This window comes from Oxalobacter paraformigenes (assembly GCF_000158475.2).
Lineage (GTDB): Bacteria > Pseudomonadota > Gammaproteobacteria > Burkholderiales > Burkholderiaceae_D > Oxalobacter > Oxalobacter paraformigenes.
This window is the reverse complement of sequence record NZ_KI392031.1, coordinates 469,759-484,203: the sequence shown is the minus strand read 5'-3', so window position 1 is coordinate 484,203 and position 14,445 is coordinate 469,759. Positions and strand designations below refer to the sequence as shown.

Genomic DNA, 14,445 nt, shown 5'->3' with positions numbered 1-14,445 from the left:
GACAGGACGGTTCATCATGGGAAAAATGACGCTTGGGGATTTTTTCAAAACCTATCGCGAACACCTTTGGGGAAAAGAAAGGAAAAAAAGATACTACTGGGGCTTCATGGGCGACATTTTAGGCGAACTCATCCTTCCCACCGACGAGGAAATCATTGAATTCGCCCAGCGGGATTTTACCGAAACGGTCGCCCTGCGCTATTTCCTGCAACCCTGGATCATGCCGGACTTTTACCTTTTCACCGAAGAAAGCAAACTGCGCATCCGGGACACGCTGGCATGGTACCTTCACCAGCCCGAAAAAGAGCTCGACAGCATCGTCAACGCCTTCCAGATTCCCATTCCCATCGCCTCCGCCAAACAGTTCTACACCGTCATCTGGCAGGAATTTTTCCTTTCGAACTTTCCCGATCCCATCAATCCGGACGACTACGAGGAAGACACCAGCCCGGAATTCATCAATTCCCTGTACAAGACGGCCGAACGCCCCGACTGGTCTGACACCTCTTACTATGCCAGCCCGGAACGGATCGGCACCGTCAGAACCGATCTTTTGGAATGGTACTCCCCGGAAAGAACGCTCGACGAAATGAAATTATGGGCGACAACCGGGATCCGGCCGAACAACATCAAGGGACTCATGTCGGACGCCGCCAAATGGCTCGACTATTACGACATGAACCGGGCCAACCAGAGGGCGCTCAACCAGTTCGGGGAATTGCAGGAAAACGGCCTGTATGTCGATCGCCTGACCCTCACCTTTGAAAAAGACATCGGCATCGGCTTTTTCAAGGGCACCACCAAACCGGTCAAAACGAGACGGGCCCGTTTCCTCTTCGACCGGCTCGGCAACCTGCTCACCAACTATCCTATCCTGAAATAGGCAAGGCAGCTGCGGACGGCATACGGCGTCCGGCGGGCTGGCCGCCGGACGCCGCAAGCGGCACGCGTTCCAGGCTGCCGCTTTCGCCCGGCGACTTTTCCCTTCCAAACCATGTTCGGCACCCTGAAAAAAGGCTTTCAAAAACTGGTCGAATGGCTGGATTTTCCGCCGCCCCGGCCCAAACCGGGCGTCTCCGACGTCCACTGGGAATTCATGGGCGATCTGCTGGGCGAACTCGCCGCCCTGTCCGACACGGAAACCGAAACATTCCTGAACCGGGACTTTTCCGACCCAAACGCCATCCGCGAACTGGCCGATAGCTGGATACGGCCTGTCTGGGCCCGCTTCATGCCCTCGTCCCGCGAAAAAATCATGAACACGCTGGACTATTATCTGGCAAGCGGCTCCGGAAAAACGGACTGGATCCTGCCCTCCTACGGCATCCCCCTTGCCGTCCCGTCCGCCCGCCTCTTTTTCGGCATCGTCCGCGAAACCCTGTCCGGTTCGCCGCCCCCGGCCACCATCGAGCTTGCCCGCTACCGTGAAAACCGCCGTCAGGCCTTTGCCAACACCCTCTATTCCGACCTTGTTTCCGAAGCGGACGAAAACGGGCCATTTCCCGACTGGCCCGAAAGAAAAGGCCTGATCCTGCCAGGTGACCTGGAAAGACACGCCGCCACCCAACCGCTCGAGCGCCTGCGACACTGGGCGGAAACCGGAACGACGCCCGACGGCGTCCCCGGCCTCCCCCGCGATGCTGCCCGCTGGAACAAAAACACCGATACCGACGCCATCCGCGAAATGGCCGCTGCCCGTTTCGCGCGGCAAAAACATGCCCGGCTCGGCGTTTACCGCCTCACCCTCTCCTTTACCCACACCGTCGGCGAAGGCTATCTGGCCCGCCGCCCCGATACGCTTGTCACGACAAGGAAAGCCCGCTGCATCATCGACCGGCTGGGATTCATGGTGCGCTGTTATCCGGTGCTGCGGGGATAAACCATTTTTCCGCATTCTGGCGAAGTTGCGCGTACTTCTGTTTTCTGTCGCCAAAATGGCCTCTTCCGATTCCATTTTTCGCGCCATTTTCATCAAGGCAGGCGCTCCCAAAAATCGGGACGGCCTATCGGAAGGCGAAAAACTTTCCGGACAGCGATTCGCCGGAACTGGCGTTCCCTCTGGAAAAGCAAAAAAAGAACAGCTTGTTCCCCGCTTCATGAAATCGGGCCTTGCGCCCCCTGCGTTCCGGCAACCCGGAAAAACCGCTCAAAAAATCAAAAACAGGCTTTTTCAGGAAACCTTGCTTCTCCCAAAGACAAACCTTGTTATTTCCCGTCTTCCTTGCCACCACCCCGACAGGCGCTTTTTCCCGTACCGGGTTTGCTCAACCCCGCCCGCCGCCCCCGGAACCCTTTCCCCTTTTTCCCCTCCAAGTACTGAATCCACCTTAAGGACATTAAAGCATGCGACTTTCTAGACCCAACATGCATCTCGTCGTTTTCGGCGGAGGCGGAACGATCGGCCGGCAGGTCGTGGCTGAGGCGCTGTCGCGCAATCATCACGTGACTGCCGTCGATCCGTTTCCCGACCGTATCCCGCTTGAAAACCCGAATCTGGACATCGTCCAAACCGACGTCTATTCTGTGGACAAAATCGCCGGACTGAGCCAGAACGCCGACGCGGTCATCGTGTCGCACAACCCGGTCTGGGAACAGCCCGATCTCTTTGAATCGGTACTGGAACGGTATCCCTTCATTCTGGAAGGCGTGAAGGAAGCGCGGGTTCCCCGTCTTCTCTTTGTCGGCGAACCGGCCACCCTTTTCGTCGAACCCGGCGTCCGGCTCATGGATACCGGCCTGATCGGCGACGATTCGGCCTTGCGCATGCTGGGCGCGTTCTATCTCGACGTCTTGTGTCATGAACACGATATCGACTGGGTCTGGTTTTCGCCGGCCGCCAGTTTCATCCCGGCAGGCCGCACCAATACCTACCGGCTCGGCAAAGACGACCTGATCGTCGATCCGAACGGGCAAAGCACGATTTCACTGGAAGATTACGCGTCGGCGCTTCTGGATGAAACCGACGCGCCTGTCCATCACAAGGAACGTTTTACTATCGGCTACTGAAAGGCACCCTCATGAAAAAAGCGTTTCATTTCCTTGAAGGCCATGAAGACATGGCGTTTGCCACCTGCGACAGGGAACACCACCCGAAAGTCCGCGTCCTGCAATTGATGAAAACCGAAGGGCATACCCTGTATTTCGCCGTTTCCCCGCTTTCGGAAACCTATGCCCAGTTGCAAGACAACGACCGTGCCGAAGCGCTGGCCTGGGAAGGCGACGTGTCAGTACGCGTTGCCGGAAAAGTCCATTTCGACGTCCCCGACGAAACCTGCCGCGAGATTTACCAAAACAGCCAGCTCCTGCAACGCCTTTATACCCATTACAAGGAACTGGCCTACCTGCGCTTCGTGGCGGAAAAACTCGATTACTACGACCTGTCCGTCAACCCGCCCGTTCAGGACGTGTACGCTTTCGACAAGGAAGACCTGCCGATCGCGCCCGATCCCTCGGAACTTGAACACCGGAAATGAAAAAGCCCCTGCCCTGTATCCGGAAAACAGCCCGGGACAGGGCTTTCAACGCTTTCCCTCCCTGTCCGGTTTGCGCTGGCCTTTTGCTTTTTCCGCTACAATGGGCGGATGCTTCCGGAAACGGGTAGGGCACGCTCCTTTTTCCTGCCGCTTCCCGTTTTTTCCGGTTTCCGCCATTCCCTGCGCTCTTTTTCCAGCGGCGCGGGAACCTCTCACACAGCCCGACGCCTCAACATTCCCTGCAGGAAACACAACACTGCGTTAAACTCTTTCATGATCTGGATAAAAACGGTTTCCTGAAAAACATGTCATGCTGCCATTCCGCCTGCATGACCGGCACAGGGCGGATCCGGGAAAAACCTGTCCAAAACGGTTCAGAGCGGGATTTCACCCAACCAAAAGGAAAACATCATGGAAAAAGTCGATGCCATCATTATCGGATTCGGAAAAGGCGGCAAAACACTGGCGGCCGATCTGGCGGGACGCGGCTGGAACGTCGCCATGATCGAACGAAACGACAAAATGTACGGCGGCACCTGTATCAACATCGGCTGCATTCCGACCAAAACCCTGATCCATCAGGCCAATGAAACAGGCTGCCTGACCCGGGGCGACAAGACGGCCGAAAAACGGCACTACACCGAAGCCATCGAAAAGAAAAACGCGCTGACTGCCATGCTGCGCGACAGGAACTATCACAATCTGGCGGACAACCCGAACATTCGCGTTTATCATGGCGAAGGCCGCTTCATCTCGCACAACACCGTATCGGTCGCGCTGGCGGACGGCGACACGCTCGAACTGGGCTCGGACCATATTTTCATCAATACCGGCGCCCGTTCGATCATCCCGGCCATTGAAGGGGTAAGAGACAGCCAGCGCGTCTATACCAGCACGACCATCATGCAGCTGGAAAAACTGCCGCAGCGGCTCGCGATCATCGGCGGCGGCTACATCGGGCTGGAATTCGCCTTCATGTACGCTTCCTTCGGCTCCGACGTCACAGTACTGGACAAGCATTCCGATTTCATCCCGAAAGAAGACCGCGACATCGCCGCGGCAGTCAAGGCCGTGATGGAAAAAAAAGGGATTGAATTCCGCATGAACGCCCGCACCGAATCCATCCGGGATATGACCGATGGCGTAAAGCTCTCCTGCCACGATACCGAAGGCGGCTACAGCTACGAAATCGAAGCCGACGCCGTCCTGCTCGCAACCGGCCGTCGTCCGGAAACCGGCTCGCTGAATCTGGCGGCCGCCGGCATCGAAACCGATGCCCGGGGCGCTGTTGTCGTCGATTCCCGCCTGAAAACCTCCAACCCGCACGTCTGGGCCATGGGCGACGTCAAGGGCGGCCCGCAATTCACCTATATCTCACTGGACGATTACCGCATCATCCGTGACGACCTTTTCGGCCATCACGCGAGAAACACCGCCGACCGCGACCCGTTCGCCTATGCCGTCTTCATTGATCCGCCGCTTTCCCGGATCGGGATCGGCGAGGATGAAGCGCGCGCCAGCGGCATGGATATCGGCGTCGTCAGGCTCCCGGCCGCCTCCGTCCCCCGCGCCCATACCCTCGAACAGACCGACGGCCTTTTGAAAGCGGTCATCGACAAACAAACCGGAAAAATACTGGGCGCGACGCTCTTTTGCGCCGATTCCAGTGAAGTCATCAATCTGATCGCGATAGCCATGAAAACCGGCCAGCCCGGCACCTTCCTTCGCGACTTCATTTTCACCCATCCGTCGATGAGCGAAGCCTTGAACGATCTGATGGGCCAGCCAATGACGTAAGTCTTTTATCCTCACCTGAAAAACCTCACCTGCCGGCAAGCGCACTCAGGCGGGGTTTTTCAAACGACCTCCCCCTGTTTCAGCCTCTCGTATCCCCTCCGGATAATCCGGGCCATCCGTTTTCGCCGTTCAGCCAGAAACGCGAAATAATCCATGTGAAACCCGTTGTCGGGCAACGCGTTGTCCGCCATCATTTTCCTCATATCCGCGTTGCTGAAATGTCCGGACAGCCTCTCCCAGTACCTGGCAGGCTCTTCATCGGAAATGCCAAGATTGTCTTTCCACTCGATATAGGCAAAATTCGCAATCTGGTTTCTGTCGCGATCTTTCGAAATCCCTTTTCGGGAAAGCCATGCTTTTGGAAACAAATGATGTTTTTCTATGGCGGTTTTCGTCCCGGACGCGCCCGGCGCAAACAAATTCCTGATTGGAACGAACGAAAACAGCACTGAAGAATCCAGAACGTTTTGTGACGCGCAGTACCCATACCATGCCGGACTGATAGCGGCTGAACTGTTCAGCTCGTCAGGCAAGCCTATTTCAAAATAATCATTCGTGAAAACGGCATTTATTTTACCGTCAATGAAATGGAAAAAATCCTCCGCATTTTCCAGCTCTTCAATTACATTCAGATCGGCCTGAACTGTCGTTTCGGCGGAAGTACTGTAATAAGCGGTCACCGAAACCATATAAAACCATTGTCAAACCAGCTTCCTCAAAGCCGCTGCGTCAATGCCGAAATCATATTTACCGATCAAATACATCACATACGTATAAACCAGCGCATTTTCAGAAGCAATCAGTGAACGCGAAAAATACCCGGCACTCATGACACAGTGAATGAATTCGTGCCAGTTATTCAGGTCAGGCACGTCGTCCAGACGATTTTTCAGGCGCGCGAACATTTTGTCACGCAATCCGGCACTGTAGGTCTCCGTTTTCATATCCCTGCCGCGCAAAAGCATGTAGGCGTACCGGAGCCGGGCGCGTTTGAACCCGTAGGCCATGACGGCGCGAATAATATGGGAAGGTTTCGGGTTGAACAACAGATTGTAGGAGGTACCGCCTGAAACAGGTATGGTCGCTTCGTAACAAAAACGCTCGATACGGCGCCTTTCCGTTTCATCATGAATGGAAATCAGTGTCAAGATAAAATCATTCTCATTCAGGCTCTTCCCTCCTGAATTGACCCGTACAAAAATTTCCGCAACGGCTTCTTCATCGGCCTCTTCGCTGATATACCGTGTATTTTTTCCCCCACAGAAACACCGTCTGAACACCCGGCCTTGCAACACCCCGTAAAGCCCCGGTAACAGCATGGTTTGACGGAAAAAAAATTCAAATGCCGGGAAACCGGGTTGCCCGGCACGCTTTTTGGAAGAAAAACGGCCTGTCTCCGGATTGACCGGCTTTCGGGCTATTTCCCATCCCCTGCAGCATCCGCCAAAAAGAAAATCCCGCTCCAGGCACAAGCTTCAAGCGGGATAAAAAGAGGGAAAAAGGAAGGGCACGCGGCTTGCCCGGCCGTTCCTTTACCGGTGGTTTCTAGAAGCTGTAACGGATGCCTCCGCTGACCTGATAGGTGGTTCTGACCGGGTTGCCGGCTGTCGTTTCCACTTCCCCATACGCCGCAAGGTTCTTGTTGATATTCCAGGTGCCGCCCAGCGCGAATTCTCCCCAGGTCCCTCCCATTTCTTCGGTTTCGCTCCGGATTATGCCGTCCTTGCTCGTGCTGGTTTTCGCGTCGCCTTCCCAGTCATGCAAGACGCTGGCCTTGACGTACAGACTGCCGGTCTTGTCGGGGGAAACCCAGCCGCCTGCCAGCCCCAGCCGTCCCACTGTCGTCTTGATGCCGTCCTGTTTGACCCGCACGTCGCCCAGACTGGTCCGGTTGGTGTAGCTCACACTGTTCAAATGACCGATCATCAGTTCTGCCTGCGGTTCGACGTAATATCCTGTTGGGCCAAGACCGAAACGCCATCCGTATTCGACGGAAGCCGAAGTCCCCCAGGTGTCCATGCTGCCCGAACCGGTTACGCCGCCCAGATAGCCGATATCGAAATCGGTTTCCAGTTTGTGCCGCTTGACAATGACATCGACGAACTGGCCGTCTTCACCCAGCCAGCCGCCGTAAAGGCCGAAGCTGTAGTTCTTGTCGTCGGTAGAGCCATTGTTCAGCTTGCCGTCCCCGTCAGTGTAGTTGACAGTACCGCCGATATAGAAATCGCCGATACGCCGATCCGCACCGACCTGAAGGGTCTGGTAAGTGTTGTGGATGCTCTTGTATTCGCTCTGGCCGGCGATGGCCCGTGCCCATATGCCGGACGCCTGCGGCATCGTGCGCAAATCGCCCATACGTTTTGAAACATCGTTCATCTGGGCGCGGAAAGTCAGGAAATTCATCGCTCCGATCTGTTTCAGCGCCTCGGTCCCGGTATTCCGCTGTTCTGTCACGGCAGTGACGTTGCCGTTTTCATCGACGTTCTGGATCAGCGTTCCCTTGACGACGCCTTCGGCTACGGTTTGCGTCTGGCTAATGCCGCCATTGCTTTTGTCGGCAACCGTCACCTTGTCTTTCAGGTTCGTCATATCGACCACATCGTCAGCCGTGATGCCGGTGAAGTTGACGGCAAGGCCGGGTGTGCCGTTATTGGCTTCAACCTGCCCTACTTCAAGCGACCCCGCATCGAAATTCTTGCCGTCCGCGGTTGTCGTTTTGATGTTGACTGTGCCGCCTGTTCCTTTCAGGGTTTTGACGCTGACAGTCTGCGCATTCCCGTGGTTGAGATTGATGACGCCGTTGTTCAGGGCCAGTTCGTTGATCGCAACAGGGGCGACCCCTTCCGTTGCTCCCTGCTTTTCCGCAATGACTGTCGGATTCCACTGCGCGCCGCTGGAAAGCCCCAGTTTCAGGCCGCTCGCGTTCAGTTTCTGATCGTCAGCCGGTTTCCCGGTACCGTAAGAAACCGCCGTATTGCCGTTCCAGTATGAATCCGCTCCGCTCAGATTGACCAGCACATCGGCATCGACGCCCGTTCCCGACGTTTTGTTATCATAGTTGAAGTCGATATCGCCGTTCAGTTTGACGATCCTGTCACCGGATTCATTGATTCTGACGACGGCATTCCCGCGCGCCACGACAGCCTTGTCGGCATTGACTTCCAGATGGCCGTTGACTTTGACGATGCCTTCCGACATGGCGACAATACCCGCTGCGTTGCCCTTGATGCCGGACGTCACATTGATTCGCGTATTGTCGGCGTTGACAATGAGCGTCGCCTTGTCCTTTGTGGCCTGCGTCGAGGAATTCTGCGCATAGATACCGTAAGCGTCGCCACTTTCGGAATGGACGTTCACTTCGAGATTTTTGGCGGTCACGATCAGCTGGCCGCCCTTCCCGGTATTTTTGTGCTGGTTATATGCCCATATCCCTATCGCTCCCAGTCCGGTCGTTTTGCCCATTCCTTTCGCCGACGAGGCAATCCGGATCGATTCCGTATCGCTTCCCCCCAGGTTCAACGTGGCGCCTTCCTGGCTGGCGTCCTGTTCACTCAGGAAACCGGCAGCCGTCACGCCGGAAAGGGTATAGTCATTTCCGAAATCCTTGTCCAGCGCCATTGAAGACGAAATATGCTTTCCGTCCAGCGTGACAGTGGCTCCCGGTTGCGCAGCGATAATGCCGTGCAAATAGTGATTCTTGTCCGAGACATTGATGTCGTCACTGGATACGTAACCATCAACCAGCTTGTCCGACTGGAGCTCGGACACATCTGTGATCCCGGCATGAGCCGGGCAAACCGTGACCAGAACGGCAGCGGCGATCGCCGTCAGGCAGAATTTGCCGACTGACTCTTTCTTTTTTTTCGGGGAAGTAACAATATACATGGCAGGGGTTTCCTCAAGGTTAAACAAATCGTTCCCGGAAGACGCTCCCTGACAACCGCCGGAACCCGCTTCCGATCCGTTCTGTCTTCCAGTGTCCGTTAATAAACATTAACGGACATTTTTCATGTTCAAACTCTTGATTTTCATGGTGTTTCTGATTTTTTCCTTTTCCTTGCCGCTTTTTTAAAAACCGGAAAAGCACCATTTCCTTTTCCGGTTTTCCCCGAAATTTGATAAGCTTGACGCTGTCTTTTAAAGTGTTTGGCCCTTGTGGACGAATCCGTTAATGTTTATTTGCGGAGGCTTCATGGAAGGCCGTCCCTGTTTTTTTCACACAACATTTCCCCTTAATCCCTCCTTTTTGCCGCAAGCAAACACTTTATCTGTTTGAAACGGTCCCGTTTTTTGACCGTTCAGGCCAACTCGTCCGGTAGCCGGTCCGGTCATGCCCGCTTCTTTCTGCAACCCTGTCTTTCCCGCTTGCCGATGTCGGCTTTTTTCAACAGAAACATGCCGTCAGTGCCCTAATTTGTAACGCCTTGTAACAGCCTCCGGATCGGTATTGTTTGGCGGAAAGGGATAGAATTACAATGTATGGGAACCGGTTTGCCCTGACGCATTCTTTTGGGCTGCAAAACGGCACGCCGCCGGATCGAGCGGCTTTCAGGCTGTGTCTGCGAACCATGCCGTTTTTTCCCGACCCGGATTTTCTCTTTCACCATCAGACCACTCCAGTGCCTACATGCCAAAGAACGCCAGACTCCGCCGCCCCCTCGTGATCGCCTCAGCCGTCCTGATTCTTGTCCTTCTGATCTGGAGCCTGTACTGGATGGTCGCCAAAAACCGGGCCGTCGCCCCGCGGGGCATGACGGTGGCCGTCGGCGTCGCCCCCGTCAGGCAGGAAGACGCCCCGCTCCGTATCGACGCGCTGGGCACCGTCAATTCAACGTACACCGCCACCGTCCGCAGCCGGGTGGACGGCCAGCTGATGAAACTGCACTTCACCGAAGGGCAGCTTGTCAAAGAAGGCCAGCTGCTCGCCGAACTCGACGCCCGGCCCTTCAAAGCCGCCCTGATGCAGGCAGAAGGGCAACTCATGCGCGACAAGGCGCTTCTCGAAAACGCCCGGCTCGACCTGAAACGCTACCGGCAACTGCTGGAACAGAATTCCATCGCGAAGCAGCAGGTCGATACGCAGGAAGCGCTGGTCAAGCAGTACGAAGGCGCCGTGAAACTCGATCAGGGCGCGGTGGACAATGCCCGCCTCCAGCTCACCTACAGCCGCATTACCGCCCCGATTTCCGGACGTGCCGGCCTGCGGCAGGTCGATCTGGGCAACATTGTCCAGGCCAGCGATACCGGCGGCATCGTGACCATCACACAGGAACAGCCGATCAACGTCGTCTTTTCCATCCCTGAAGTCGATCTGGGACAGGTATTGCAGGCGTATGCCGCCAACCGGAAACTGGCCGTTTCCGCCTGGGACCGCGAAAACCGCCGCCAAATCGCCGAAGGCACGCTTCTGGCGCTGGACAACCGGCTGAACACCGATACCGGCACCATCGGCATCAAGGCGAAATTCGCCAACACCCGCGGCGAACTCTTTCCCAACCAGTTCGTCAACGTCCACCTGCACCTCGGCTCGCAAGAGAACGCCATCCTCGTGCCGACTGTGGCCATCCAGCTCGGCAAACTCGGCCATACCGTCTATCGCGTCAATGACAACAATACCGTCAGCCTCGTCAGGGTCAAAACCGGCGCGACTTCCGGTGACAACACCATCATCGAGGACGGGCTGGAACCCGGCCAGATCGTCGTGATCGACGGCGTGGACAAGCTCCGGGACGGCTCGAAAATCCGCATCGTCGATCGCCGTGCCGCCGCAAGCGGCGACACTGGCACTGCCCCGCAGGCCGCTTCACCTGAATCCGCCTCTTCGGAATCCACCCCCGCACCAAACCCGAAACCACTCCAAAACACCGGGGCCGAAACCGGCGAAACGCCAGCGCCCGAACCAGCCGGAACGCAAGCCGCCCGGCTGCCGGAAAACGTCCGGACGACCCGGCCGACACAAGCTGCCATCCCCGGAAAACCGGCAGGCGATGAAAAAGCGGAAACTGCCGCCCCGGCCGGAATTCCCTCCGGCAACACAGCCCGGTCACCCCAACCCTAGGCGCAAACCGGCATGAACCCCTCCCGCCCGTTCATCCTCCGCCCTGTTGCCACCATCCTCTTCATGGTGGCGATCCTGTTGTCCGGGCTGGTGGCCTGGAAACTGTTGCCGGTCTCCGCCCTGCCCGAAGTCGATTACCCGACGATTCAGGTCGTCACCTATTATCCGGGCGCGAGTCCCGAAGTCGTCGCCTCGACCATCACCGCGCCGCTGGAACGCCAGTTCGGCCAGATGCCAGGGCTGGAACAGATGGCTTCCGCCAGCTCCGAAGGCGTGTCCGTCGTCACCCTGCAATTCACCCTGTCGCTGACGCTGGACGTGGCCGAACAGGAAGTGCAGGCCGCCATCAACGCCGCCAACAACCTCCTGCCCCCCGACCTGCCCAACCCGCCGGTCTATAACAAGGTCAATCCGGCCGACACGCCGATTCTGACGATTGCCGTCACGTCGCCGACCCTGACCATCACCAAACTGGAAGACCTGGCCGACACCCGCATCGCCCAGAAACTCTCGCAAGTGCCCGGCGTCGGGCTGGTTTCCATCAGCGGCGGCCAGCGCCCCGCCGTCCGCATCCAGGCCCATTCAAAAGCCCTTGCCGCCCGTGGCCTGACGCTCGAAAACGTCCGCACCGCGGTGGCCGCGGCCAACGTCAATCAGGCCAAAGGCAGCTTCGACGGCCCGCTTCAGGCCTCGACCATCGACGGCAACGACCAGCTGAAATCCGCCGCCGAGTTCGAAAACATCATCATCGCCTACAGGGACGGCTCACCCGTCAGGTTAAAAGACATCGCCCATGTTATCGACGGCGCGGAAAACGCCCGGCTTTCCGCATGGGCCGGCGACAAACCGGCCGTTATCCTGACCGTCCAGCGCCAGCCGGGCGCCAATGTGATTGCGGTCGCCGACCGCATCAAGGAATTGCTGCCGCCATTGCAGAACAGCCTGCCTGCCGCCGTCGATGTGGACATCCTCTCCGACCGGACAACGACGATTCGCGCCTCGGTTTCCGACGTGGAACACGAACTCGTCATGGCCATTGCCTTAGTCGTCCTCGTCGTCTTCCTTTTCCTGCGCAACCTGACCGCCACCCTCATCCCGGCGGTCGCCGTCCCCCTCTCGCTTGTCGGCACCTTCGGCGTCATGTATCTGGCCGGCTTTTCGATCAATAACCTGACCCTGATGGCCCTGACGATCGCCACCGGTTTCGTCGTGGACGACGCCATTGTCATGCTCGAAAACATCGCCCGCTATATCGAAGCGGGCGACAAGCCGATGGAAGCCGCCTTGAAAGGCTCGAAACAGATCGGCTTCACGATCATTTCGCTGACCGTTTCGCTGATCGCCGTCCTGATCCCGCTCCTTTTCATGGGCGACGTGATCGGCCGGCTTTTCCGGGAATTCGCCGTCACGCTCTCCGTTTCCATCCTGATCTCGGCCGTCATTTCGCTGACCCTGACGCCGATGATCTCCGCCCGGCTTTTAAAACACATCCCCGAAGAAAAACAGGGCCGGTTTTATCACGCCAGCGGCCGCTTCTTCGACCGCGTGATCGAAAAATACGGCCACTGCCTGAACCGGGTGCTCGACCACCAGAAACTGACGCTTTCGGTCGCCGTCGGCACCGTCGTCCTGACCGCGCTTTTATACCTTGTCATCCCCAAAGGCTTTTTCCCGGTACAGGATACCGGCGTCATACAGGGTATTTCGGAAGCGTCGGAATCCATCTCCTTTGCCGCGATGGGAGACCAGCAGGAAAAACTGATCGGAAAACTGCTCAACGACCCGGCCGTCGCCAGCCTCTCCTCGTTCATCGGCGTGGACGGCAACAACGCCGCGCCCAACAATGGCCGGCTCCTGATCAATTTGAAGCCCAAGAGCGAACGCGACGATATCCATACCGTCATGAACCGGCTTTCCGAAGCCGCCTCCGGCATCGCGGGCATGGCGCTTTACCTGCAACCCGTGCAAGACATCAGCATCGACAGCCGCGCCAGCCGGATGCAATACCAGTTCACCCTGCAAGCCATGAGCCAGAAAGCCCTGTCCGAATGGACGCCGAAACTCGTCGAACGCCTGAAAGCGCTCCCGGAACTGGCGGATGTGGCGTCCGACCTTCAGGAAAACGGCCTGATGGCTTACCTTGCCATCGACCGCGACACCGCCTCGCGCCTCGGCGTGACCACCGCCGACATCGACAACGCCCTCTATAACGCCTTCGGCCAGCGCCTGATCTCGACCATCTACACCCAGACCAACCAGTACCGCGTCGTCCTCGAGGTGCAGGAACACGAACGGCAAACCCCGCTTTCGATCAAGGGCATTTATGTGGCGACCGCGTCCGGCGCGCTCGTGCCGCTGGACGCGGTCGCCACCATCGAACAGCGGCCCTCCACCCTCGTCATCAACCGCCTGGGCCAGTTCCCGACTGCCACCGTCTCGTTCAACCTGACGCCCGGTTCCTCGCTTTCGGGAGCCGTCTCGGCCATTCTGGAAGCGGAAGAAGCCCTGCAAATGCCGCAAAGCATCCAGACGCAGTTCCAGGGTGCGGCGATGGCCTTCCAGTCGTCTCTCTCCTCGACGCTGTGGCTGATCGTCGCCGCCATCGTCACCATGTACATCGTGCTGGGCATCCTCTATGAAAGCTACATCCACCCGATCACCATCCTGTCCACCCTGCCGTCCGCCGGCATCGGCGCGCTTTTGGCCCTGATGATAACCGGCAACGATCTGTCGGTTATCGCGATCATCGGCATTATCCTTCTGATCGGCATCGTGAAAAAGAACGCCATCATGATGATTGATTTTGCGCTGGTCGCCGAACGCGAAGAGGGCCTGTCCCCGCGCGACGCGATTTACGAAGCCTGCCTTTTGCGCTTCCGCCCCATCATGATGACGACGATGGCCGCGCTTCTGGGCGCGCTGCCCCTGATGCTGGCGACCGGCATCGGCTCCGAACTGCGCAATCCGCTCGGCATCACCATGGTCGGCGGCCTTCTGGTCAGCCAGGTGCTGACGCTCTTTACGACGCCGGTCATTTACCTGTATTTCGACCGGCTGGCAAGACGGGTCGAAAAAACGGCGTCCCACGCCATCGACGGCTCGAACCGGGTCTGAGGA

General features: G+C 57.5%; 10 protein-coding genes. 7 read left to right on the top strand and 3 right to left on the bottom strand.

What is annotated here, in order from left to right; genetic code table 11:
- Positions 1-16: 16 nt before the first annotated feature.
- The 5 genes from OFAG_RS05735 to OFAG_RS05705 all read left to right on the top strand — a co-directional run bounded on the left by OFAG_RS05735 (position 17) and on the right by OFAG_RS05705 (position 5,270).
- The gene (locus OFAG_RS05735) at positions 17-883 is read left to right on the top strand and encodes a hypothetical protein (protein WP_005877343.1); all 867 of its coding nucleotides are present in this window, start codon (positions 17-19) and stop codon (positions 881-883) included.
- Positions 884-994: 111 nt separating this feature from the next.
- On the top strand, positions 995-1,879 hold the full coding sequence (locus OFAG_RS05730; RefSeq protein ID WP_005877345.1) for a hypothetical protein: 885 nt from the start codon (positions 995-997) through the stop codon (positions 1,877-1,879).
- Positions 1,880-2,343: 464 nt separating this feature from the next.
- The gene (locus OFAG_RS05720) at positions 2,344-3,006 is read left to right on the top strand and encodes an NAD(P)-dependent oxidoreductase (RefSeq protein ID WP_020994923.1); all 663 of its coding nucleotides are present in this window, start codon (positions 2,344-2,346) and stop codon (positions 3,004-3,006) included.
- Between the two features lie 11 nt (positions 3,007-3,017).
- Entirely contained in the window at positions 3,018-3,473 is a 456-nt protein-coding gene (locus OFAG_RS05715; protein ID WP_005877351.1) for a pyridoxamine 5'-phosphate oxidase family protein, read from the top strand.
- Between the two features lie 411 nt (positions 3,474-3,884).
- A complete protein-coding gene (locus tag OFAG_RS05705) occupies positions 3,885-5,270 on the top strand; it encodes an FAD-dependent oxidoreductase (protein ID WP_005877353.1) in 1,386 nt (461 codons plus the stop codon).
- Positions 5,271-5,329: 59 nt separating this feature from the next.
- Here OFAG_RS05705 and OFAG_RS12765 read toward each other — a convergent pair whose 3' ends face one another.
- The 3 genes from OFAG_RS12765 to OFAG_RS13720 form a co-directional block, all read right to left on the bottom strand.
- The gene (locus OFAG_RS12765; protein ID WP_051347000.1) at positions 5,330-5,959 is read right to left on the bottom strand and encodes a hypothetical protein; all 630 of its coding nucleotides are present in this window, start codon (positions 5,957-5,959) and stop codon (positions 5,330-5,332) included.
- A gap of 12 nt (positions 5,960-5,971) precedes the next feature.
- On the bottom strand, positions 5,972-6,418 hold the full coding sequence (locus OFAG_RS13725; protein ID WP_147617697.1) for a hypothetical protein: 447 nt from the start codon (positions 6,416-6,418) through the stop codon (positions 5,972-5,974).
- Between the two features lie 397 nt (positions 6,419-6,815).
- Positions 6,816-9,155, bottom strand: a complete 2,340-nt coding sequence (locus OFAG_RS13720) for an autotransporter outer membrane beta-barrel domain-containing protein (protein ID WP_005877357.1) — start codon at positions 9,153-9,155, stop codon at positions 6,816-6,818.
- Positions 9,156-9,897: 742 nt separating this feature from the next.
- Between OFAG_RS13720 and OFAG_RS05685 the strand changes: the two genes are divergently transcribed.
- Together OFAG_RS05685 and OFAG_RS05680 are read left to right on the top strand one after the other, a co-directional pair.
- Positions 9,898-11,328, top strand: coding sequence for an MdtA/MuxA family multidrug efflux RND transporter periplasmic adaptor subunit (locus OFAG_RS05685; protein ID WP_020994922.1), 1,431 nt, complete (start codon positions 9,898-9,900; stop codon positions 11,326-11,328).
- A gap of 12 nt (positions 11,329-11,340) precedes the next feature.
- Positions 11,341-14,442 carry an MdtB/MuxB family multidrug efflux RND transporter permease subunit gene (locus OFAG_RS05680; RefSeq protein WP_005877360.1) on the top strand — a complete coding sequence of 1,034 codons (3,102 nt, stop codon included), beginning with the start codon at positions 11,341-11,343 and terminating at the stop codon, positions 14,440-14,442.
- Positions 14,443-14,445 lie beyond the last annotated feature (3 nt).

What these genes read in the sequence shown, in the direction of transcription:
- OFAG_RS05735 (WP_005877343.1), top strand. Translation starts at nt 17, where the DNA reads ATGGGAAAAATGACGCTTGGGGATTTTTTCAAAACCTATCGCGAACAC.
- OFAG_RS05730 (WP_005877345.1), top strand. Translation starts at nt 995, where the DNA reads ATGTTCGGCACCCTGAAAAAAGGCTTTCAAAAACTGGTCGAATGGCTG.
- OFAG_RS05720 (WP_020994923.1), top strand. Translation starts at nt 2,344, where the DNA reads ATGCGACTTTCTAGACCCAACATGCATCTCGTCGTTTTCGGCGGAGGC.
- OFAG_RS05715 (WP_005877351.1), top strand. Translation starts at nt 3,018, where the DNA reads ATGAAAAAAGCGTTTCATTTCCTTGAAGGCCATGAAGACATGGCGTTT.
- OFAG_RS05705 (WP_005877353.1), top strand. Translation starts at nt 3,885, where the DNA reads ATGGAAAAAGTCGATGCCATCATTATCGGATTCGGAAAAGGCGGCAAA.
- OFAG_RS12765 (WP_051347000.1), bottom strand. Translation starts at nt 5,959, where the DNA reads ATGGTTTCGGTGACCGCTTATTACAGTACTTCCGCCGAAACGACAGTT.
- OFAG_RS13720 (WP_005877357.1), bottom strand. Translation starts at nt 9,155, where the DNA reads ATGTATATTGTTACTTCCCCGAAAAAAAAGAAAGAGTCAGTCGGCAAA.
- OFAG_RS05685 (WP_020994922.1), top strand. Translation starts at nt 9,898, where the DNA reads ATGCCAAAGAACGCCAGACTCCGCCGCCCCCTCGTGATCGCCTCAGCC.
- OFAG_RS05680 (WP_005877360.1), top strand. Translation starts at nt 11,341, where the DNA reads ATGAACCCCTCCCGCCCGTTCATCCTCCGCCCTGTTGCCACCATCCTC.